The organism is Piscinibacter lacus (assembly GCF_016735685.1).
Taxonomy (GTDB): Bacteria; Pseudomonadota; Gammaproteobacteria; order Burkholderiales; family Burkholderiaceae_C; genus Aquariibacter; species Aquariibacter lacus.
The window spans coordinates 15,610-37,402 of the sequence record NZ_JAERRA010000002.1 but is presented as its reverse complement, the minus strand read 5'-3'; the positions used below and the strand labels follow the sequence as shown (position 1 = coordinate 37,402).

Genomic DNA, 21,793 nt, shown 5'->3' with positions numbered 1-21,793 from the left:
TCAGCATAGCAAGCGTGATGCAAGGGAATACTGCCTGACCGCGCGCAAGCGTCGACTCTGTAACGCGCACTGCACCTATGCTTTAGAGCATAACTGCACCGAGGGCCGGATGCTTGAGAAGCACAAAGAGTGAGCCTGAGGACGATTCGTCCATGCACTTGTAACGTGCTGTTCTTGCATGGAGATCCACGCTGGGCGACCACCCCCCCTTGAACACAGGGTGCTGTATGCAGGCAAGTCACAACAGAGAGCTGAAGCTTGCATGAAGACCGCTTGTATCCATACGTATCATTGACTGCTTGTTTACCATATGCTGACTATGCGACGAGTGCGAATGCTCGTGGCGCGGCAGCACCGGCATGAACGCGCCCGCTGGCGCGATCCATCGGAAGAAGCAAGGCAAGACATCACGTCAAGGAGTTGAGCTATGGGTCAAAGGACAGGGATCAGCGCGGACGTCTCGTCCTTGTTCTCTCGTTTGGGGCTGGGCGGGATCGAGTCCTACCGGCACTTCTCGCCGCGCTCGCTGCGGGGCGAGGCGGCGGCAAGGCCTTTGCACGAAGGCACCGCCAGGCAGCCGGCCGATGTCGATCAAAAGCCCGGCCCGATGGACTTGGCGGACGACGCTCGCCCCGATTCCGAAGCGGTACGCGTCAGTGCCGCGGCGCCGGCCGCGCGGCCCGAGCCGCAGCTCGTGCAGGGGGATGCACTTCAAGCCTCCGCAGAGCTTGATGCCGACGTGGATGGCCACGACGCGCTGACCCTTTCGCGTGTCGAGACACTGCCGTCGTCGCCCCCGGAGACAGAGACCTTACCGGCCTCACCGCGCGAGGACGACCTCCACCGCAACTTCACCTCCAGCACCCTGCCGCCCGCTTCGCTGATGGACGAGGCCGAGCTGCTCACCTCGCTCACGCCGCAACCGGGCGCCAGCTTCGAGCTGCCGGGCCTGGGCAGGGTCAACCTCGATTTCCGGCCGTCGCAGGCGGTGGAGCGGGCCGCGCCGGAGCGCACGCCGCGCGTCGTCTTCCACTCCATCCAGGGCGGGGCAGGTGTCAGCACCCTGGCGACCGGCCTGGCGGCGCAACTGGCGCAGGCCGGCTGGGCGCCGCGCATCCTTGACCTCAAGGGCACGGCCGAGGCCAGCCTCTTCTTCCCGCAGGCGCGCCGGGTGCCGGGCGCCGATGCCCTGGTGCTGGGCCGCGAGGGCGGGCCGCATGCCGTGGGCCTGCTCTGCCCTTCGACGCTGGACATCCCCGGCCACGGCGTCTGGCCGGTCTCGCTGATCGAGCGCTGCGAGCCGCAGTGCCGCGAGCTGTTCAGCGGACTGGCCGGCCAGGCCTTCATGATCTGCGACCTGCCTTCGGGTCACCATGAGCTGTGGCGCCGTTCCCTGGCCGATGCCGACCTGAACGTGATTCCGCTGCGCCCCGACGCCTTTGCGCTGCGCGCCGCCGAGGCCATGCTGCGGGTGCTTGAAGGCGAGCCCGGCAAGGCCCTGTTCGTGCTGAACACCTTCGACCCGGACGACCTCGTGCACCGACAGGTCGAAGCTTCGCTTCGCGAGCTGCTCGGACCGCAACTGGCCAGCCTGCCCGTCCTGCGCGATGCCGGCCTTGCCGCCAGCATGCTCAAGGGCGAGCCCTTCGCAGCCGAGCTGTTCCGTGGCGCCGGCTTCCAGGCCCTGTACGCGCATTGCGCGCTGGCCGCCCTGCAGCGGCTGCATCAGGCCTGATCCATGACGATTGAGAAGAACAAGCCCCTGCGGGGGCTGGGGAGCGGCTTTGCCTTCTGGGTGACCGTGCTGCTCGTGCTGGCGGTGATGGCGCCGATGGTGGTGGTGCCGCTGGACTGGCAGGGCCAGACCCTCATCTCGGTGCTGCTCTGCGTCTTCGCCTGGATCACGGCGCGGCGCATGCAGGGCCGGCGCTGGGTGACGCTGGTGCTGATCGGCATCTCGATCTACCTCACCTCGCGCTACGCCTACTGGCGCTTCACCGAGACCCTGGGCTTCGACGACCCGCGCTACGGCTGGGTCGACTACGTCGCCACCTTCGCGCTGCTCGGCGCCGAGGTCTATGCCTGGGTCATCCTCTTCCTCGGCTACATGCAGACCGCGCGGCCGCTGAACCGCAAGCCGGTGCCGATCGAGCGGCCGCTTGAGGACTGGCCGCATGTCGATGTCTACATCCCCACCTACAACGAGCCGCTGTCGGTGGTGGAGCCGACCATCATCGCCGCGCTGCACATCGACTGGCCGCGCGACAAGCTGCATGTCCACGTGCTCGACGACGGCACGCGCGATGAATTCCGCGCCTTTGCCGAGCGTGTCGGCGCCGGCTACATCGTCCGCGCGCAGCACACCCATGCCAAGGCCGGCAACCTCAACCATGCGATAACGAAGACGCACGGCGAGTTCATCGCCATCTTCGACTGCGACCACGTGCCGGCCCGCTCCTTCCTGCAGGTCACCATGGGCTGGATGCTGCGCGACCCGAAGATCGCGCTGCTCCAGACGCCCCACCACTTCTATTCGCCGGACCCCTTCGAGCGCAACCTCGGCCTCTTCCACGTCGTGCCCAACGAGGGCGAGCTGTTCTACGGCATCGTGCAGGACGGCAACGACCTCTGGGATGCCACCTTCTTCTGCGGCTCCTGCGCGGTGATGCGCCGCGACGCGCTGGAAGGCATCGGCGGCATCGCCGTCGAGACCGTCACCGAGGACGCCCACACCGCGCTCAAGCTGCAACGCCTGGGCTGGCGCACGGCGTACCTGAACATCCCGCAGGCCGCAGGCCTTGCCACCGAGAACCTGGCCAGCCACGTGGGCCAGCGCATCCGCTGGGCGCGCGGCATGACGCAGATCTTCCGCATCGACAACCCGCTGCTCGGCCGCGGGCTCAGCCTGTGGCAGCGCCTGTGCTACCTGAACGCGATGGCGCACTTCCTGTTTTCGATCCCGCGCCTCGTCTTCCTCACCGCACCGCTGGCCTTCCTGCTGCTCGACCTGCGGGTGCTCAGCGCCTATGCGCTGACCTTCGCCGCCTACTCGCTGCCCCACCTGGTCATGGCCAACATGACCAACTCCATCATCCAGGGCAGCCACCGGCATTCCTTCTGGAGCGAGGTCTACGAGACCGTGCTCGCGCCCTACATCCTGCTGCCGACGCTGCTGGCGCTCGTCAACCCCAAGCTGGGCAAGTTCAACGTCACGGCCAAGGGCGGCCTGATCGAGAAGGCCTATTTCGACCGCCGCATCGCCCGGCCCTACATGATCCTGTGGGGCCTGAACTTCGCCGGCCTGGTGGCGGCTGCCGTGCGCCTGGGCCTGGGGGCCGGCGAGGAGACCGCCACCGTCTGGATGACCGCCATCTGGACCGTCTACAACATGGTGATCATCGGCGCCGTTCTGGCCGTGGCCCGCGAGCAGCGCCAGTTGCGCGACCACGTGCGCGTGCCGCTGGAGGTGCCGGTGCAGCTCAGCAGCCCGCGCGGCCTGCAGGCGGCGCAGACGGTCGACATGTCCGACGGCGGCCTCAGCCTGCGCAGCCTCGATCCCCGCCGCCCGCTGACCTTCGAGGAAGGCAGCGAGCTGCTGCTCGACTGGAGCGGCGAGACCCATGCCCTGCCGGTTCGCTGGGTCGCTGGCGATGGCGCCTCGGCCCCGATGCGCCTGGCCTTCCTTGATCTGCAACTTCCGGAGCGTGTCAACGTGGTCCGACTCCTCTACACCCGTGCCGACGCCTGGCTCGGCCTGGGCGAATCCCGCGAGCCGGACCGCCCGCTGGCCAGCCTGGGCCTGCTTGCCCGCCTGGCCTGGCGCGGCAGCCGCGGCATGGTCGGCAGCCTGCTGGGCGGCCGCAGTGCCCCCGCAGCGGCGCTGCTGCTGGCCCTGGGGGGCCTGGGCGCCGGCCTGCTGCCCGGCCCGGCCGAAGCCGCCCCCGCGCGCCGCCCGGCGCCGGTGGAGATCGTCGAGCAAGCGCCGCCGCCCGGCCCCGGCTTCTCCGGCCAGTGGACCCTGGCCCAGATGGGCCTGCGCCAGGGCATGCGCCTGAGCGGCGTCAACGGCCAGCAGGCGCTGTACTTCGACATCCCGCAGGAGAAGCTGGTGCGTTCGGCCAGCGTCACCGTCAAGCTGCGCCATTCGCCTGCGCTGCTGGCCAAGCTCAGCCAGATCAACGTCTACCTGAACGGCTCGCTGCAATCGACCTATTCGGTCACCACCTCGGCCGAGGGGGCCAGCGACAAGCTCGACACCCGCGTGTTCGAGGTGCCGCTCGACGTGTATGCCCTCAAGGGCAGCAACAGCCTGTCCTTCCAGCTCCTCGGCCACTACACCCTGACCTGCGAGGACCCGACGCACAGCTCGCTGTGGGCCGAGATCCTGCCCGACACCCTGCTGCGCCTGGACGGCAGCGTGCTGCGCCTGAGCGACCGCCTGCGCCGCCTGCCCGCGCCCTTCCTGCAGCGCTGGGGCCAGGGCCAGCCCGAGCCGGTGCAGGTGCAGTTGCCGGCCAACCCCGGCGGCCCGGTGCTGGAGGCGGCAGGCATCGTCGCTTCCTGGATCGGCACCACCGCGCGCAATGCCACGCCGCGCTTCCGCGTGGCCGAAGGCGCCAGCCTGCCGCGCGGCCATGTCATCGCCCTGATCAGCAGCGCCGCCGGCCTGCCCGCCTGGGCCGAGGGCATGGGCCTGCCCCAGGCCACCGGGCCGATGCTGCTGGTGCGCGACCACCCCAGCGATGTCGGCAGCTCGGTGCTGCTGCTCTACGGCCGCAACGGCGACGAGCTGCGCAGCGCCGCCCAGGCCCTGGCCCTGGGCCAGCATGGCCTGGCGGGCGACGAGACCCTGGTGCGCGAGCTGAACCTGCCTGCGCCGCGCGGCATCAACGATGCGCCGCGCTGGGCCTCCACGTCGCGGCCGATCAAGCTCGGCGAGCTGGTCGAGCTGGAGCGCCTGCAAGTCAGCAATGCCGGCTATGTGAACGTGCCCTTCCAGTTGCCGCCGGACCTGTTTTTCTGGAACCGCAAGTCCGCGCCCCTGACCCTGGCCTACACCTACAACCCGACGCCGCTGGGCAAGCAGTCGGCGCTGACGGTGAATGTGAACGACCTGTTCGCCGGCTCCTCGCCGCTGAGCGGTTCGCTCGATGCGGCCTCCCAGGCCGTCGAATACACCATCGGCCTGCCGACCGACCGGCTCTACCCGCAGGACAACAAGCTCGACATCTACTTCGGCTTCCAGATCGCGAAGGAAGGCGAGTGCAAGGACACCACGCCCGACACCCTGCGCGGCGCCCTGCTGGCCGATTCCAAGCTCGACCTGGTGGGCGTGCCCAACTTCATCAAGCTCCCCAACCTCGCCGTGTTCGGTAACGGCGGCTACCCCTACACCCGCCAGGTCGACTTCGCGCGCACGGCGGTGGTAATGGGCGACAGCGTCTCGCCCGGCGCGGCCTCGCTCTTCCTGAGCCTGATGGCGCACTGGGGCGGCCAGACCGGCTACCCCGCGCTGCGCCTGAGCGTGCTCAACCCCGCCGAGGCCCAGGCCCAGGCCGACAAGGACCTGATCGTCTTCGGCGAGCCCGGCCGCCAGCCCCTGCTGTCGAGCTGGGGCGAGCACCTGCCGCTGCGGGTCGGCAGCTCGGGCGGCGTGCAGCAGCAGGAGCTGGTCTGGAGCTGGAGCCGCCTGGCCCGCTTGCAGCCCTGGTGGCAGACCTTCGACGGTGAAGTCGGCGCCGGCGCGCTCGGCCAGTTGCTGGGGCAGGGCGTCTGGCCGCAGGCCCTGATCCAGCAGATCGTCTCGCCGCTGCACGACGAGCGCAGCGCCTCGCTGCTGATCGCCCGCGATGCCGAAGGCTGGAACCTGCTCGCCCAGGCCCTGCTGGATGGCGAGGCCCGGGCCGGCGTCTTCGGCAATGTCTCGGTGCTGACCGGCGACGGCAAGACCCGCTCCTTCATCGTCGAGTCGCCCGACTACACCCTGGGCAGCCTGCCGCCCTGGACCTGGCTGAGCTGGCGCCTGCACCATGCGCCCTGGGTCATCGCGGTCGTCGTGGCCCTGGCCGCCCTGCTGCAGGCCTTCATCCTGGGCATCTGGCTGCGCCGCCGCAGCCGCCGCCGGCTGGGAGAGAAGGCTTGATGCGTGCGTGGATCCTCGCCCTGCTCGTCCTGTTGCTGCCCGGCTGCGCGCCGGCCGCCTCGCCGGCGGAGTGGCAGACGAGCTGGCGGGCCTACAAGAAGGAATTCCTGAGCCCGGACGGCCGGGTCGTCGATCCCCTGGGCCTCGTCACCACCTCGGAGGGCCAGGCCTACGGCATGTTCTTCGCGCTGGTGGCCGACGACCGCGCGGCCTTCGACAAGCTCCTGGCCTGGACCCAGTCCAACCTGGCGGGCGGCGACCTCAGCCGTCAACTGCCGGCCTGGCGCTGGGGCCAGCTCGGGGGCGAGCGCTGGGGCGTGCTCGACGAGAACAGCGCCTCCGACGCCGACCTGTGGATGGCCTATGCCCTGATCGAGGCCGAGCGCCTGTGGAAGCAGCCGCGCTATGGCCAGCTCGGCCGCGCGCTGCTCGACCTGATCGCCCGCGACGAGGTGCTGCTGCTGCCGCCCTGGGGCCCCACGCTGATGCTGGGCCGGGTCGGCAGCTCGCAGGGCGAAGGCCGCTACCTGCTCAACCCCAGCTACCTCACGCTGCCGCTCTTTCTGCGCCTGGCCGAGGCCGATCCGGCCGGCCCCTGGCAGGGCCTGGCCGATGCGATGCCGGCCTTCCTCGCCAAGCTCGCGCCCATCGGCCTGGCGCCGGACTGGGTCATCTACAACGCCGCCCAGCAGCGCTTCGAGGGCGCGCCCAGCGGCCGCAGCGGCAGCTACGACGCCATCCGCGTCTACCTCTGGGCCGGCCTCAGCCATCCCGCCAGCCCGGGGGCGCCCGCCATCAGCCAGACGCTCAAGGGCATGGCCCAGGCCGTGGCGCGCCATGGCCAGGTGCCGCGCGAGGTCGATCCCTCCGACGGCAGCCTGCGCGGCCAGGGGCCGGTGGGCTTCAGCGCGGCCCTGCTGCCGCTGCTGCGCCAGCTCGGCCTGGCCGACGGCCCGCTGCAGCAGGACGTGAAGCGGCAACGCCAGAAGAGCGGCCTCTACGGCCAACCCGCCATGTATTACGACCAGAACCTGGCGCTGTTCGCTCTGGGCCATCTCGGCGGTGTCTACCGCTTTGATGCCCAGGGCCGCTTGCAGCGCGGTGGAGGTGCACGATGAGCTTGCCCCGCTGGGGATGGACGCTGCTGCTGCACGGGGCCCTGGCCCTGCCGGCGGCCTGGGCGGTCACGCCCGAGGACCTGCGCTTCCTGCGCGAGAAGGCCAGCGCGCTGGAAACCCGCGGCCGGGGCGACCTGGCCGCCGAAACCTGGCGCCAACTGCTGACCGTCGCGCCCGACGATGCCGAGGCCATCGGCCGGCTCGGCCTGCTGGACGCCGGCGCCGGCCGCCGCAAGGAGGCACAGGACGCGCTCGCCCGCCTGCGCACCGTGGCGCCCAATGCGCCCTGGGTGGCCCGGCTGGAGCAGCAGCTTGCCCTGCCGCCCGAAGGCCGCGGCCTGATCCAAGACGGCGGTCAAGCCCAGGCGCGGGGCGACCATGCCGCCGCGCTCAAGCTCTACGACCAGGCCCTGGCCGGCAGCGAGCCGCCGCCGCCGCTGGCCGATGCCTACTTCAAGGCCCTGGCCAAGACCCCGGGCGGCAAGGCCGCCGCCCAGCGCCGGCTGCGGGCGCTGATTGCCGCCGAGCCCGACCAGCCGCGCTATGCCCTCGTCCTGGGCGAACTGCTGAGCTACGACGCGCCCACCCGCCGCGAGGGCGTGAGCCTGCTGCTGCCCTTGCAGGACCGGTCGGACGACATCGGCCCCGCCGCCCGCCAGGCCGTGGCCCAGGCCAAGCGCTGGGGCATTCCCGGCGGCATGCCGCGGGCCGGCACGGTGGTGGCGCAGGCGGCACCCGAGCGCCGGGTGGCCGCACCCCAAGCGGCTCCGGCGCCGCGGATCGAGCCGCCGCCGCCGCGACCGGCGCCGCGCATGGCCGAGGCTGCGCCGCGGGCCGCCGCCGCCGCTCCTTCGGCCCGACTGGGCAGCCTGCCGCCCGCACCGCGACCGCGTCGCGTGCAGCCGGTCGAGTCTTCCGAGGCGCCCGCGCCCAGCCTGGCCGCGGCCCCCAGCCGCGCGCCGCAGCCCGCCGCCGGCGCCGAGGGCAGCGAGCTGCAAGCCGGCTATGCCGCCCTGCGCGCCGGCAAGCTGGACGAGGCCGAGCGTCACTTCCTGAGCCTGAGCGGTCGCAATCCCGAGGCCACGGCCTATGTGGAAGGGCTGGCCGAAGTCCGCATGGCCCAGCGCCGCTACCCCGATGCGCTGGAGCTGTTCGACCGCCTGCCCGCCTCGCCCAAGACCGAGGGCCGCATGCGCGAAGCCATGGGCTATGGCGCGCTGGAGATCGCCGCGGCCGAGGCCGAGGCCGGCCGCCCGCGCGAGGCGCTGCGCTATTACCTCCGCGCCGACGAGCTGCTGCCCAGGCAGATCGAGGTGCTGATCGGCCTGGCCCGCGCCCAATCGGCTTCGGGCGAGCGCGAAGAGGCGCTCGACACCCTGGGCCGCGCCCTGCAGTTGCAGCCCGAGAACCTGGGCCTGTGGCAGACGCAGAACGACTTGCTGGCCCAGGCTGGCCAGTACGACAGTCTGCTGGCCAGCGAGGCCCGCATGCCCGCCAAGGTGCGCAACAGCCTGGGTCGCCAGATCGGCCACCAGCTCGCCATCGCCCAGGCGGCGCAGCAGACGGGCGACCGCGAGCGCAGCCGCAAGGCCCTGGACAGCGCCTTCCTGCTGCACCGCACGGCCCCGCCGGGCCAGCAACTGCAACTGGCCTGGCTGCTGCGCGAACAAGGCGAGGCCGGCTTGCTGCAATCGGTGATGGGCCGCCTGGCCGAGGCCAAGCTCGACGCCGACCAGCAGCGCCAGTTCCAGCAACTGCGCCTGCTGCAAGCTGAGGCCCAGGCCCAGGCTGCGCTGGAACGCGGCGACCTCAACACCGCGCGCAAGGCCGCCGGCAGCCTGGAGGCCAGCAGCGCCCGCAAGCTGAATGCCGACATCGCGCTCAAGACCGCTTGGCAGCAATACGAGGCCAAGCAGGATGCCGCGCTCTACCGCAACCTGATCGGCCTCTACGAGACCCCCGGCCTCAGCGAGGACCAGACCCGCCAGGTGCGCGAGCTCTTCCGCTACGGCGGCGACCGCGAGGCCGGCGCCCTGATGCAACGCAAGCGCCACGACGATGCCGCAGCGATCTACGAGCACCTCGCCGGCCTCTTCCCCGACGAGGCGCACTACCCGCGCCAGCTTGCCAATGTGCGCCTGGCCGCCGGCCAGCCGGCCCAGGCCCTGGCCCTGCTGCGCGAGCTGCCGGATCCGGCCACGCCGGCCGAGTACCGCGCCGCCGTCGGCGCCGCACTCGGCGCGGGCGACCGCCGCCAGGCCGCCGCCTGGGTCGACGAGGCCCTGCAGCAGTTCCCCGAAGACCGCAGCCTGCTCGGCCTGGCCGCCCAGGTCGACGAGGCCAGCGGCCGCTATGGCCAGGCTCTCAAGCGCTATGAATCCGTGCTGGGCAGCACGCCGGGCGCGGCCCCGGCCGGCCGCCGCTACGCACCGTCCGCCGCCCCTGCCGCGGCCCCCGCCCCTGTCCGCCTGCCGGCCTTTGCCGGCGGAGATGCCCCATGAGCCTGCGACCGATGACGACTTCGACGCTGCCTTCCCGCCCCCTGCTGCTGGTCGCTGCCCTGGCCGCCGCCTGGGCCCTGCCCAGCCAGGCCCAGGACGCCACCCGCCGCCTGCAGGACGAACTGCTGTCCATGCAGGCCGAGAGCGAGAAGCTCGACCAGCAGCTCCGCCTGGTGCGGCAGATCGAGGACATGCGCCGCCAGCTTGCCGAGAAGCGCGCCGCGCTGATCCGCAGCCTGAATGGCGAGGACCTGCCGGCCGAGGCCCTGGTCGTGCGCGAGCGCGGCGAAGCCGCCAGCCTGCGCGATGCTCCCAGCCTGCGCGAGGTGGCCGCCCCGGCCGAGCCGGCCGGCCCGCGCGGCCGGGTCAGCACCGCGCTGTCGGGCCAGGCGCCGCGCGCCCAGTCCCTCGAAGCCCGGCCGGCAGCGGCCGAAGCCCCCGTCCTCGCCGCCAGCCCGCGGGCCGAGCTGCCCGCCCGTGCCCCGGTCGCGCCGCGCAGCCCCGCGCCGCCGCCCGTGGCGCCGGCGCCCAGCCCCTCGCTGGCCGAGATCTACGGCGTGCGGCCCGCCGCGCCGGCCGCGGCTGCTGCCGCCCCGGCCGCCCGCCTGGCGCAGACCGAGCCGCCCGCCGCCCCGCCCCGGTCCGCCGCCGCAGCCGGCCTGAATGCCCGCGAGCGCCAGGACACCGAGCGCCGCATCGCCGAGCTGAAGGCGCGCATGAGCGGCTGGCTGGACGGCGGCGCGTCCTACCGCCAGCGCTCGGGCACCGAGGGCCTGAGCACGCTCAGCGAGATCGATGTGCGGGCCGAGGGCTCCACCGTGCTCGGCGCCCTGGGCCGTGTCACCGCCTCGGCCACCGTGGTCAACCTCGATGCCGGAGGCCCGGCCAGCAGCGCCGATGCGGCCCTGGTCGGCACCAACCTCGGCCGGGTCGGCACGCCGATCGCGCCCGAGAGCACGGCCACCGGCCTGGCGCTCAATCTGCAACTCGACCAGGGAAGCTGGCAGGTCGATGTCGGCACCACGCCGCTGGGCTTTCCGCTCAGCACCTGGGTCGGCGGCCTGGTCTGGTCGCCCAGCGGCACGCCGCTGCGCCTGGAGCTGGCGCGCCGGCCGATCACCGACAGCCTGCTGTCCTATGCCGGCCTCGACGATCCGGTCACTGGCGACACCTGGGGCGGCGTGATCAGCCACAGCGTGCAGATCGGCGCCTACGACAGCGACGGCGATTACCAACCCTACGGCTCGGTGCTCTTCGGCACGCTCAACGGCACCGACGTGGTCAGCAACCGCCGCTTCCAGGCCAATGCCGGCGTGCGGGTGCCGCTGGACCTCGGCTCGGACCAGGACCAGATCGAGATCGGCGCCGACCTGCTGGTGATGAGCTACCAGCGCAACCTCAGCGGCTTCACCTACGGCCACGGCGGCTACTTCAGCCCGCGCGAGTACTACCGGCCCAGCCTGACCGCCGCCTGGACGCACGGTGGCGACGACGTGGTCTGGAGCCTGAAGGGCCGCCTGGGCTGGCAGATGGCCCGCGAGGACGACAGCCCCTACTTCCCGAACCGCCCCAGCCTGCAACGCAGCACCGGCAACCGCTTTTATGAAGCGCAGCGCAACACCGGCGCGGCCTATGGCCTGGAAGGCGCCGCGGCCTGGCGCATGAGCCCCAACCTGAAGGCCGGCGGCTGGCTGCGCACCGAGTACAGCCCGAACTACAACGACGTGGCCGGCGGCCTCTACCTGCAGTACTTCTTCGACGCCCAGCCCAGCCCGCCCGAGCTGCACACCAACTGGCCGGGCCAGCCCTGATCGGCGCGGGCCGGCCCGGGCTCGCGCTGGCCCCGTGGCGCGCAGGCGCTGCGCATCAAGTCTGGAGACGTCGGCCGGCGGTGATCCGCCGACTGCGTTCAGCGCCGCGCGTCCAGCGCGTCGGCGAGCGTGTCGGCCACCGCCTCGGCCGGCGTTTCGGCGGCGATCACGTGGCGCCAGGGCAGGCTGCGCAGCCAGGTCATCTGGCGCTTGGCCAGTTGCCGGGTGGCGGCGGCGCCTTCCTCGGCCCAGCGGGCGCGGGCGGCGGGCGGCAGCGGGCCGGCCACGGCGGCCGGGTGGCCCTGGGCGGCCAGCGCATCCAGCACGGCCCAGCCCTGGCGGTAGCCCACGCAGCGCATCGAGGGCAGCTCGGGATGCAGGTCGCCGCGGGCGCGCAGGGCGCGCAGCTCGTCGGGCAGGGCGCCGTCCAGCATGGCCTCGAAGCGTTGGGCGATGCGGGCATGCAGGCCGCTGCGGTCCTGCGGCTCCAGGCTGAAGAGCAGGGTGTCGGCCGGGCCGCTGTCGGCGCGGGCCGGCTTGTCGAAGCGCCCGCTGTGGAAGGCCGACAGCGGCCGGCCGCTGGCCCGCCACACCTCCAGCGCGCGGCCCACCCGCTGCCGGTCGCCGGGCGCCAGGCGGGCGGCGCTGGCCGGGTCCACCGCCGCCAGCTCGGCATGCAGGGCCGGCCAGCCGCGGGCGGCGGCCTCGGCCTCGATCTGCGCGCGCAGCGCAGGGTCGGCGGGCGGCAGCTCGTCCAGGCCGTCGAACAGGGCCTTGAAGTACAGCATCGTCCCGCCGACCAGCAGGGGCAGCGCGCCGCGCGCCGCGATGTCGGCCATCGCCGCCTGCGCCTCGGCCACGAAGCGGGCGGCCGAAAAGGGCTCGGCCGGGTCGATCACGTCGATCAGGTGGTGCGGAACCGCCGCCCGCTCGGCTGCGCTGGGCTTGGCCGTGCCGCAGTCCATGCCGCGGTAGACCAGGGCCGAATCGACGCTGACGATCTCCACCGCCAGGCCATGGCGCGCGCGCAGCCGCGCGGCCAGGGCCAGGGCCGCCGCCGTCTTGCCGCTGGCGGTGGGGCCGGCCAGGGCCAGGCGCAGGCCGGGCCTCATCGCCCACCCCCCGCGCCCCGGCCCGGCCGGGCCGCGCCGCCGCTCAGTCGAACTTTTCCCACGGGGCGAGGTAGCGCCACTGGCCCGGCGGCAGCGAGGCCAGCGCCACGCGGCCGATGCGCACGCGCTTGAGGCCCGTCACCTTCAGGCCGACCAGCTCGCACATCCGGCGGATCTGCCGCTTGCGGCCCTCGCGCAGCACGAAGCGCAGCGTCGTCTCGTTCTGCCACGACACCCGCGCCGGCCGCAGCGCCTTTCCGTCCAGGCTCAGGCCATGACGCAGGGTCAGCACGCGATCCTCGGGGAAGAGGGTCTTCAGATCGGCTTCGGCGCCCAGCTCGGGCCGCTCGAACCATTCCACGCGGACCAGGTACTCCTTCTCCACGCCGTTGTCGTCGTCCTCCTCGCGCTCGCCGATCAGCGTGCGCGCAATGCGGCCGTCCTGCGTCAGCACCAGCAGGCCGGAGGAATCCACATCCAGCCGCCCCGCAACCGCCAGATGCCGCAGATGGTGGGCCTGCCAGTCGATGCCGCTGGCATCGGCGCCCGAGCGGTTCTCCGGCGTCACCAGGGTGATGGCGGGCTGGTGCCCGTCCTCTGCCTGGCCGCTCACCAGGCCCACCGGCTTGTGCAGCAGCACCGTCACCTGACGCGATTGCAGCTCGCGGGCGCGCGGGTCGATCTCCACCTGCTGGCTGGGCAGCACGCGGGCGCCCAGGGTGTCCACCACCTGGCCGTCCACCTTCACCCACCCGGCGGCGATCCAGTCGTCGGCCTCGCGGCGCGAGGCATGGCCCAGCTCCGCCAGGCGCTTCGACAGGCGCAGCGAGCCCGGCGCGTGGGCCGGGAAATCGTCGTCCTCATCGTCCGCGTCGCGTGCGGCCGGGCGGCCATAAGCGCCGCGTGCCGAAGCCTGCGGCTGCGGCCAACCCGACCGTGCCGGCCCGCCCTGCGACCCCGCGCGATCCCGATCGCCCTGCGGGCCGCCGCCCCAGGCGCCGCCCCCGCCACCGCCCTGCGGGCCGCGACGCTCGTCGGGGCGGAAGCCCTCCGACCGGCCACCACGCGGATCGAAGCGCGGGCCCCCCTCGCGCGGGCCGCGGTCGTCGAAGCGCGGGCGGTCACTGCCGGGGCCGCTCTGGGCACCGAAGCGGGGACGGTCTCCACCCGGACCGCCCTGGCCGCCGAAGCGGGGCCGATCTCCGCCGGGACCGCCTTGGCCGCCGAAGCGGGGGCGATCCCCACCCGGGCCGCCTTGGCCGCCGAAGCGGGGGCGATCCCCACCGGGGCCGCCTTGGCCGCCGAAGCGCGGGCGATCTCCGCCCGGGCCGCCTTGACCGCCGAAGCGCGGGCGATCTCCGCCCGAACCACCCTGGCTGCCGAAGCGCGGCCGATCCCCGCCCGAACCCCGCGGGTCCTCATGCCGGAAACCGCCTTCACGGCGCGGGCCGCGGTCGCCGCCGAAGCGATCGGTGCCGCCGCTGCGCTCGCCGTCTGGCCGCGGGCCGCGCGGCTCGAAGCGCGGGCCGGGGCCGCGATCCTGCGGGCCCCCGCGATGATCGGGCCGGGGGCCGAAGCGCGGGCGCTCGTCCGGGCCTTCGCCGGCGCGGCGGAAGGCCGGGTCGGGGCGCGGGCCGCGCGGTCGCTCGTCCCGCGGCGGCGCCCAGCCGCTGCCCTCGCCCTCGCGCGGCGGGCGGAAGCCGGCCTCACGCGGCGGCGCCGGCCGGCGGTCGTTGCCGAAGCTGCCGCCCGGGCCGCTGCGGCGCCGGTCGTCAAAGCGCGGGCCGCCGTCCTCGCGGCGCGGGCCGTCGCGGAAGCCGCCGCCCTCCGGCCGCGGACCCTGGCGGAAGCCACCGCCCTCGGGCCGCGGGCCGCCAAAGCGCGGGCGCTCGCCGCGCTCGCCCCGGGGGTCGGGCCGGGGGCGCTCGTCGCGCCAGCCGCCGGGGGCGGCGCCGCGCTCGGGCCGCGGGCTGCGCGGGGCCTCGCCGTCGCGGCGCGGGCCGCCGAAGGCCGGGCGATCACCGCGCGGCGGACGGCCCGGATCGGGCAGCACGCGGGCCGGCGCTTCGTCGCGCTGCTGCTTCTCGTGCTTCTCGTGCTTCTGGTGCAGGTGGCGGCCGGTCGGCGTGATGCCGCGCACGGGACTGCGCTTGTCCTGGCGCCGGTCCGCTTGCGGACGGGGCGACTTGGGGGGGAGCTTGAGGGTGGCCATGGTGGCAGGCCCCGGGCGGGGCGATGGCAGGGGCGGCGCCGAAGACAGATCGGGGCGCGGCCCGGGCCCGCGTTGCCTCTCGGCAAGGGCGGGGGAGGGGGTCAGCCGGGCGCCTCAAGGGGCCCGGACGCGGTGCGGGGGCGGCTGGAGGCCGGTCCGCTGCGGGGGTGGATTGGACCATGGTGCGGCGCGAAGCCTCAGCCACCCTCTCGCCCACCCATCACGATCACCGCCATCCCCGCCAGGGCCAGGCCCGCCCCGAGCCAGTCGCTGGGCCGGGGCTTGAGGCCGTCCACGCCCCACAGCCACAGCAGGGCCACCGCGATGTAGACCCCGCCATACGCCGCATAGACCCGGCCGGAAGCCGCCGGATGCAGGCTGAGCAACCACGCGAACAGGGCCAGGCTGGCGGCACCCGGCAACAGCCACCAGGCGCTGCGCCCCTGGCTGAGCCAGAGGCTGGGCAAGTAGCAGCCGACGATCTCGGCCAGGGCGGTGAGCACGAAGAGGCTGAAGGTTTTGAGAAGGTCCATGGACGAGGGAGCGAGCCAGATCCGTGCCGCCGGCAGCCTGAGCCCAGGCGCAAGTGCCGAAACGGCCGCAGGTGTCAGTCAAAGCTTGGCCGGGCCGTGGAACGACGTCGGTCCGGCGACATGCCATCGGCCTTGTTCGAATGAGCCGCCTAATGCGCTTGGCAAGTGCCCCGAAGGAGGGGGCCGCCCTCAGGAGGCCGGAGCGTGTAACGTCGGCGCGTTTGGAACATTGGGCGTCAAGCGGCAGGTGCTGGGTTGATGTCTAAAGTACGTCGGGCACAGCATCATGCCTGGCCCAACATGAGGAGCAAACAATGAAATTTCGATCCATCCCCTTAGTTATGGCGGTACTTCTTACAGGTTGCGCAACTACCAGCGTCAAGGAATACCAAGCGCCAGATGGCACATCCATAAAGACTGTCAAATGCACTTCCGATCCGTCAAAGTGTTTTGAGCAGGCATCTCAGACTTGCCCCAGCGGAGGCAGTTATCGTGTCATATCAAGCGAAAGTCATGCCGGTGGATTGATTGCAGATATTCTGCCTGGCCCTGTAACTTGGTACTCCATGACCTATGCCTGTGGTCCATCAGACGGAAAAATGCCCGACTTCAAATTCACAGGGGAACGCTATGTACCTCCGCCTCAGACTCCTGCGCCCGTTATTATTAAGCAAAAACCTACAACGACCAATTGCACAACAATAGGCAGCTCGGTGAATTGCAGCACCTATTGACGATGAAATCCGCCAAGATTCTTTCCGATCTCATAAGCTCGGCCACTGGAGCAAAAGCCCACTATGACATTTGGTGGGCACAAGTGAGTGATGCCAAGCCACAACTCGCTGGCGTCATGAGCAAGCACAGCGACTTCTTCCGCGCATCGCAAGATGCGCACTACACCGCCTGCTTCATCTACTTGGCGCACCTGTTCGACAAACGCTCTGATTCGTCGTCGTTACCAAACTATCTGGCGGTCGTGCGCAGCATTGCCGAGCCCACGAAGTTTCAAGATATCGAGGCACGCTTCTCTTCATTGGCTAGTCGGGCGACCCCTCTCATCACGGTGCGCCATAAGACGGTTGCCCACATCGACGCCGCCCTATCCGAGAAAGATGTATTCGGCCCGCTCAATATCACTTGGAAAGAAGTACGGAGCATCATCCACGATGCCGCCGCGTTCGTGGAGCAACTCGCTGGCGCCCCTCATCAAGGCGCTACTGGTATTCCGCGCGACGGAAGGCTCGGCGAAGCCACGTTGAGTCTTCTTCGTGCCCTCAAGTGACCCGCCGGTGCCTAACCAATCATTCCACCGCACGCTGCGCGATAAAGCCGCGCAGCGTCTGGTGAATTCAAACGCTAGGCCTCACGAGCATTGCGATGGACAATTCCTACCCTTTTCTGCGCTTCCACACTGGGGCACGATCCTTCCTCGCTCGATCAAAGCAGCACATCGAGGCGTTTGAGACTACAGAAGCTCTGGAACATATTTTTTACGCAGCGCTCGAATTGAGATTTGGGATCGAAGCACGGCTAAACGAGTACCTTGGCCCAGCACTCAAGTCGATCGGCAAGGACAAGAAGGACATCTCGGATTACGTTGCAACAAAGCTGTTGAAGCGCCTTCTGGCGATTGATCCGGATGCAGGGCGAGCAAGCACAGTACGACTGACAAACGAACAGCGCGGCCGCGCCACAGTCTTACAGTTCACACCGGTCTCGGGGCGCCTAGCAGCGATTCACGGACAGTTGGGCGAACTACTGCACTTCAAGTTCTTCACGAACAACGAACACTGGATGATGCGCAAGCCCCTCGGGGGCAAGCCTCATCGCTCAGTTGCAGATTACCTTCCACTTATCAAGGAAGGCATCAATGAACTGGAACACGCCACAAGCGGATCGCTCCTGTCAAGTCCAAAGTTCACGCGTCTCGTCGAAGAAGTCATCGAAGAATCAACTGGTGAACCACCAGCCGACGGTGAGGCCTAACCCGGTCACCGCCCCCTCATAAACAACCCATCCAACTCCCTCAAACTGATCTGCCGCCACGTCGGCCGGCCGTGGTTGCATTGGTCGGCGCGGGCGGTGGTTTCCATGTCGCGCAGCAGGGCGTCCATTTCAGGCAGGGTGAGGCGGCGGTTGGCGCGCACGGCGCCGTGGCAGGCCATGGTGGCGAGCAGTTCGTCGCGGGCGCGTTCGACCAGGCGGCTGCCGTCGACCTGGGCGAGTTCGGCCAGCACGGCGCGCAGCAGGGTGGGCAGGTCGGCGTCGGGCAGGGCGGCGGGGCGGCTGCGCAGGGCCAGGGCGGTGGCGGAGAGCGGGGCCACGTCCAGGCCAAGCTGGTTCAGGGCCTGGGCATGCTGTTCGGCGGTGGCGATTTCGGTGGGGGTGGCCGGCAGCACCACGGGGATGAGCAGGGGCTGGGCGGACAGGGCCAGCTCGGCATGCCGGGCTTTCAGGCGTTCGTAGACGACGCGTTCGTGCGCGGCATGGATGTCGACGATGAGCAGGCCCTGGCGGTTTTCGGCCAGCAGGTAGACGCCGCCGAGCTGGGCCAGGGCGCGGCCCAGGGGGCGGTCGTCGTCGGAGGCGGGCAAGGCGGGGGTGGGGTCCGCGTCGGGCGACCGCGGCGTGGCGGTGGGGCCGACGGCTGCGCCCGTGAGGGCGGGGTCGTGGCCGGGTGCGCCGGCTTCGGGGGCGGGCTGGGGGCCGGTGGGGGCCGCAGCTTCAGCTTCCGCCGCGGCCCGCGCGTCGGCGGCCAGGCGCCAGGCGCCGGGGGGCTCGTTCACGTTGAAGGGCGCCGGGCGGCCGAAGTCCAGGGCGCTGTTGCCGCGCCAGGCGGGCGGGGCGGGGTAGGGCAGGGTGGGGCCGGTTCCGGGCGATGAGGCGCTGCGCTCGGGCCATCCGGCGGCCAGCGCGCCGGGCGCGGCCCGGTCGGGGGTGGGGGCTCCGGGCGTTGCGGCCCAGGCGGTGGAGGGCCCGGTGGCCGAGGCGCCCGGGCCGTCTGCCCCCGGGGCCAGGCCGTCGCTGGATGCTTCCCCCAGCGGCGCCAGCCCGCGCGCCGCCAGCAGCGGCGCGGCGCCGGCGGCCTGGGGGCGGCGTTCGGCCAGGGCGGCGTCCAGCGCGTGGAAGACGGCCTGATGCACTTCGCGGCCGTCGCGGAAGCGCACTTCCACCTTGGCGGGGTGCACGTTCACGTCCACCCGCTCGGGCGGCACGCTCAGCCACAGCAAGTAGATGGGCTGGCGCTGGCCGTGCAGCACGTCTTCGTAGGCGCTGCGCACGGCGTGGGCGATGAGCTTGTCGCGGATGTAGCGGCCGTTCAGGTAGAGGTATTGCTGGTCGGCGCGGCTGCGGGCGTGGTCGGGCAGGCCGATGCGGCCGGCCACTTCCACCGCGCCCTGGCGGCGGGCGGGCAGGGGGCGGCTGCCGCGGACGAAGTCGGCGCCGAGCACGGCTTCCAGCCGCTGGGCCAGGCGGGCCTGGGCGCGGGCTTCGGCCTCGGCGGGCGGGGTGGCGGGGTCGGCGGCGTCCGGGGCCAGGGCGCGCCACTGGGCGATCAGCCGGCCTTCATGCCACACGGCAAAGCCGACCTCGGGCCGGGCCAGGGCGTGGCGGCGCAGGGCTTCCAGGCCGTGGGCCAGCTCGGTGGCTTCGCTCTTGAGGAATTTGCGGCGGGCGGGGGTGTTGAAGAAGAGCTCGCGCACTTCCACCGTGGTGCCCACGCCGCGGGCGGCGGCGGCCAGCTCGCCGCTGCGGGCGTCAAGGCGCATGGCGTGGGGCGCCTCGGCGGTGCGGCTGGCCAGGCTCATTTCCGAGACGGAGGCGATCGCCGCCAGCGCCTCGCCGCGAAAGCCCAGGCTGGCCACGGCTTCCAGCTCGCCCAGGCTGGCGATCTTGCTGGTGGCATGGCGCTGCAGGGCCAGGGGCAGTTCGGCGGCGGGGATGCCGGCGCCGTCGTCCTCCACCACGATGCGGCGGATGCCGCCGCCTTCGAGCTTGACGGTGATCTGCGTGGCGCCGGCATCGAGCGCGTTGTCGACGAGCTCGCGCAGCACGGAGGCGGGGCGCTCGACCACCTCCCCGGCCGCGATCTGGCTGATGAGTTCATCGGGCAGGGGGCGGATCGCGCGCCGTTCGGGCGGCTGCGGGGGCAGGGTCATGGGCGGGATTCTAGGAAGCGGGGCGGCGCGGCCCGGCCCCGCCCCGGCCCGCGGGCAGCCCGGTGCGGGGCGGGGGCTTCACCCCCGTGTCACAGGCGGGGCCGAGCATGTGCGGTTCTCACGACACGGAGCCCCTGCGATGCGAGCCCAAGCCCCTCATTTCCCCCTGCGCCGCCTGGTGCTGTCGCTGGCCCTGGGCCTGGCCCTCTCGGCCTGTGGTGGCAGCGACAACGATCCGCCCCCGGCTCCGCCGCTGCCCGAAACCGCCTTCAGCCTGCAAGTGCTGCACGTGGCCGACATGGATTCCGGCGGTGACCTGGTGGCTAACAGCAAGGCCATCTCCGCGCTGGTGAACAAGTTCCGCGCCGAGCAGCCGGCCCGCACCGTCTTCCTGTCCTCGGGCGACAACTACATCCCCGGCCCCTTCTTCAATGCGGCCGACGATGTCTCGCTGGCCCCCGAGCTGGGCGTCACCGGCGCCGGCCGCGGTGACATCGAGATCCTCAACCTGATGGGCCTGCAAGCCAGCGCGGTGGGCAACCACGATCTGGACCTGGGCACCAATTTCTTCAGCGGGCTGATCGGCGCCGGCGGCGCCTGGCGCGGCGCGCGCTTCCCCTATCTGTCGACCAACCTCGACTTCAGCACCGACAGCAACCTGGCCAGCCGCGCGCCGGCCAGCAACAACGGCGCCGAGGCCTCGACCCTGGTCGGCGGCCGCCTGGCCAGCCATGCGGTGATCACCGTGGACGGGCAGCGCATCGGCGTGGTGGGTGCCTCCACCCCGACGCTGGCCAGCATCACCTCCACCGGCGGCATCGGCATCCGCCCCAGCGGCGCGCTGGCGGCGGACCTGGACGCGCTGGCCGCCAGCATCCAGCCGGCCGTCGACACCCTGCGCAGCCAGGGCATCGACAAGATCGTGCTGCTGGCCCACATGCAGCAGATCGAGGTGGAGCAGGGCCTGGCCACCCGCCTGCGCGGCGTGGACCTGATCGTGGCCGGCGGCTCCAACACCCGCCTCTTCGACAGCAACGACGTGCCGCGCAGCGGCGAGACCGGCCGCGGCAACTACCCGCTCAGCTTCACCTCGCCGGCCGGCGAGCCGGTGCTGGTGGTGAATGTGGACGCCGACTACAAGTACCTCGGCCGCATCGTGCTGCCCTTCGATGCGCAGGGCCGCATCATCCCGGGCCGGCTCGACAGCACCGTTAACGGCGCCTATGCCACCGATGCTGCCGGCCTCACCCGCCAGGGCCTGAGCGTGGCGAATGCCGAGCCGGGCGTGGCGGCCGTGGCCGACAAGATCGCCGCCGTGATCGCCGCCAAGGACGGCGCCATCGCCGGGGGCAGCAGCGTCTACCTGGAAGGCGACCGCACCTTCGTGCGCAACCAGGAGACCAACCTCGGCAACCTGACGGCCGATGCCAACCTGGCCTATGCGCAGACGGTGGACGCGAGCGCCGCGATCTCGCTGAAGAACGGCGGCGGCATCCGCTCATCGATCGGCGCCTTCGACGTGGCGCCCGGCGCCACCACCGGCAGCCGGGGCCCGACCCGTGCCAACCCGGCGGCCAGCAAGCTGGCGGGCGATGTCTCGCAGCTCGACATCGAGTTCGCGCTGCGCTTCAACAACGGCCTCTCGCTGGTGACGGTGACGGCGGCCGAGCTGAAGGCGCTGATCGAGCACGGCGTGTCGGACTGGACGCCCACCTCCACCCAGGGCAAGTTCCCGCAGGTGGGCGGCATGCGCTTCAGCTTCGATCCCAGCCAGCCGGCGGGCTCGCGCGTGCGCACCCTGGTGGTCGACGATCCGAACGGCGCGGCGGCTGGCGCGACGCCGCTGACCGTGGTGTCCGGCGGTGTGGTGGTGGCCCCGGCCGGCACCAGCTTCCGGATGGTGACGCTGGACTTCCTGGCCAACGGTGGCGACAGCTACCCCTTCGCCAGCCTGAGCGCGCCCAACCGCATCGACCAGGTGGCTTCCGGCGTGACCAAGACCTACGCCACCGTCGGCGCCGAGCAGCAGGCCCTGGCCGCCTTCCTGGCTGCGCGCTTCCCGCGCGCCATGCCCTTCGCGTCGGCCGACACCGCGCCGGCCAGCGATGTGCGCATCCAGAACCTCTCGCTGCGCAGCGACGGCCTGGCCACGCCCTGAGCCTGGCCCTCGGGCTCAGGCACTGAGCCCCGAAAACGAACAAGGC

Annotated in this window: 12 protein-coding genes; 8 read left to right on the top strand and 4 right to left on the bottom strand. The window is 71.8% G+C overall.

What is annotated here, in order from left to right:
• Positions 1-739: 739 nt before the first annotated feature.
• From JI742_RS10435 to JI742_RS10415, 5 genes are read left to right on the top strand one after another with little or no spacing between them, the layout of a single operon-like run.
• On the top strand, positions 740-1,735 hold the full coding sequence (locus JI742_RS10435) for a ParA family protein (RefSeq protein ID WP_201826631.1): 996 nt from the start codon (positions 740-742) through the stop codon (positions 1,733-1,735).
• Positions 1,736-1,738: 3 nt separating this feature from the next.
• Positions 1,739-6,142, top strand: a complete 4,404-nt coding sequence (gene bcsA / locus JI742_RS10430) for a UDP-forming cellulose synthase catalytic subunit (RefSeq protein WP_201826629.1) — start codon at positions 1,739-1,741, stop codon at positions 6,140-6,142.
• Complete coding sequence (bcsZ, locus tag JI742_RS10425; protein WP_201826627.1) at positions 6,142-7,260, top strand: cellulose synthase complex periplasmic endoglucanase BcsZ; 1,119 nt, start codon at positions 6,142-6,144, stop codon at positions 7,258-7,260. Before bcsA ends, bcsZ begins: the two co-directional genes overlap by 1 nt.
• Positions 7,257-9,761 carry a tetratricopeptide repeat protein gene (locus tag JI742_RS10420; protein ID WP_201826625.1) on the top strand — a complete coding sequence of 835 codons (2,505 nt, stop codon included), beginning with the start codon at positions 7,257-7,259 and terminating at the stop codon, positions 9,759-9,761. The genes bcsZ and JI742_RS10420 overlap by 4 nt, the downstream gene beginning before the upstream one ends.
• Positions 9,758-11,572: a cellulose synthase subunit BcsC-related outer membrane protein gene (locus JI742_RS10415; RefSeq protein ID WP_201826623.1), complete on the top strand. Its 1,815-nt coding sequence runs from the start codon at positions 9,758-9,760 to the stop codon at positions 11,570-11,572. The genes JI742_RS10420 and JI742_RS10415 overlap by 4 nt, the downstream gene beginning before the upstream one ends.
• 98 nt (positions 11,573-11,670) lie before the next feature.
• Here JI742_RS10415 and miaA read toward each other — a convergent pair whose 3' ends face one another.
• From miaA to JI742_RS10400, 3 genes are all read right to left on the bottom strand, one after another.
• Complete coding sequence (gene miaA / locus JI742_RS10410) at positions 11,671-12,684, bottom strand: tRNA (adenosine(37)-N6)-dimethylallyltransferase MiaA (protein ID WP_201826621.1); 1,014 nt, start codon at positions 12,682-12,684, stop codon at positions 11,671-11,673.
• Positions 12,685-12,727: 43 nt separating this feature from the next.
• A complete protein-coding gene (locus JI742_RS10405; RefSeq protein WP_201826619.1) occupies positions 12,728-14,896 on the bottom strand; it encodes a pseudouridine synthase in 2,169 nt (722 codons plus the stop codon).
• A 197-nt stretch (positions 14,897-15,093) separates the two neighbouring features.
• The gene (locus JI742_RS10400; RefSeq protein ID WP_201826617.1) at positions 15,094-15,429 is read right to left on the bottom strand and encodes a YnfA family protein; all 336 of its coding nucleotides are present in this window, start codon (positions 15,427-15,429) and stop codon (positions 15,094-15,096) included.
• 736 nt (positions 15,430-16,165) lie between these two features.
• Here JI742_RS10400 and JI742_RS10395 point away from each other — a divergent pair.
• Together JI742_RS10395 and JI742_RS10390 are read left to right on the top strand one after the other, a co-directional pair.
• Entirely contained in the window at positions 16,166-16,711 is a 546-nt protein-coding gene (locus JI742_RS10395; protein WP_201826615.1) for an AbiU2 domain-containing protein, read from the top strand.
• A 95-nt stretch (positions 16,712-16,806) separates the two neighbouring features.
• Positions 16,807-17,415: a hypothetical protein gene (locus tag JI742_RS10390; protein ID WP_201826613.1), complete on the top strand. Its 609-nt coding sequence runs from the start codon at positions 16,807-16,809 to the stop codon at positions 17,413-17,415.
• A gap of 5 nt (positions 17,416-17,420) precedes the next feature.
• On the opposite strand, the gene mutL is transcribed toward JI742_RS10390, so the two are convergent.
• Positions 17,421-19,589, bottom strand: a complete 2,169-nt coding sequence (gene mutL / locus JI742_RS10385) for a DNA mismatch repair endonuclease MutL (RefSeq protein ID WP_201826611.1) — start codon at positions 19,587-19,589, stop codon at positions 17,421-17,423.
• Between the two features lie 139 nt (positions 19,590-19,728).
• On the opposite strand from mutL, the gene JI742_RS10380 reads away from it, so the two are divergent.
• Positions 19,729-21,747: a bifunctional metallophosphatase/5'-nucleotidase gene (locus JI742_RS10380; protein ID WP_236677004.1), complete on the top strand. Its 2,019-nt coding sequence runs from the start codon at positions 19,729-19,731 to the stop codon at positions 21,745-21,747.
• Positions 21,748-21,793: the final 46 nt, after the last annotated feature.

Coding starts and splice junctions, on each gene's coding strand:
- bcsA (WP_201826629.1), top strand. CDS start 1,739: ATGACGATTGAGAAGAACAAGCCCCTGCGGGGGCTGGGGAGCGGCTTT.
- bcsZ (WP_201826627.1), top strand. CDS start 6,142: ATGCGTGCGTGGATCCTCGCCCTGCTCGTCCTGTTGCTGCCCGGCTGC.
- JI742_RS10420 (WP_201826625.1), top strand. CDS start 7,257: ATGAGCTTGCCCCGCTGGGGATGGACGCTGCTGCTGCACGGGGCCCTG.
- JI742_RS10415 (WP_201826623.1), top strand. CDS start 9,758: ATGAGCCTGCGACCGATGACGACTTCGACGCTGCCTTCCCGCCCCCTG.
- miaA (WP_201826621.1), bottom strand. CDS start 12,684: ATGAGGCCCGGCCTGCGCCTGGCCCTGGCCGGCCCCACCGCCAGCGGC.
- JI742_RS10405 (WP_201826619.1), bottom strand. CDS start 14,896: ATGGCCACCCTCAAGCTCCCCCCCAAGTCGCCCCGTCCGCAAGCGGAC.
- JI742_RS10400 (WP_201826617.1), bottom strand. CDS start 15,429: ATGGACCTTCTCAAAACCTTCAGCCTCTTCGTGCTCACCGCCCTGGCC.
- JI742_RS10395 (WP_201826615.1), top strand. CDS start 16,166: ATGAAATCCGCCAAGATTCTTTCCGATCTCATAAGCTCGGCCACTGGA.
- JI742_RS10390 (WP_201826613.1), top strand. CDS start 16,807: ATGGACAATTCCTACCCTTTTCTGCGCTTCCACACTGGGGCACGATCC.
- mutL (WP_201826611.1), bottom strand. CDS start 19,589: ATGACCCTGCCCCCGCAGCCGCCCGAACGGCGCGCGATCCGCCCCCTG.
- JI742_RS10380 (WP_236677004.1), top strand. CDS start 19,729: ATGCGAGCCCAAGCCCCTCATTTCCCCCTGCGCCGCCTGGTGCTGTCG.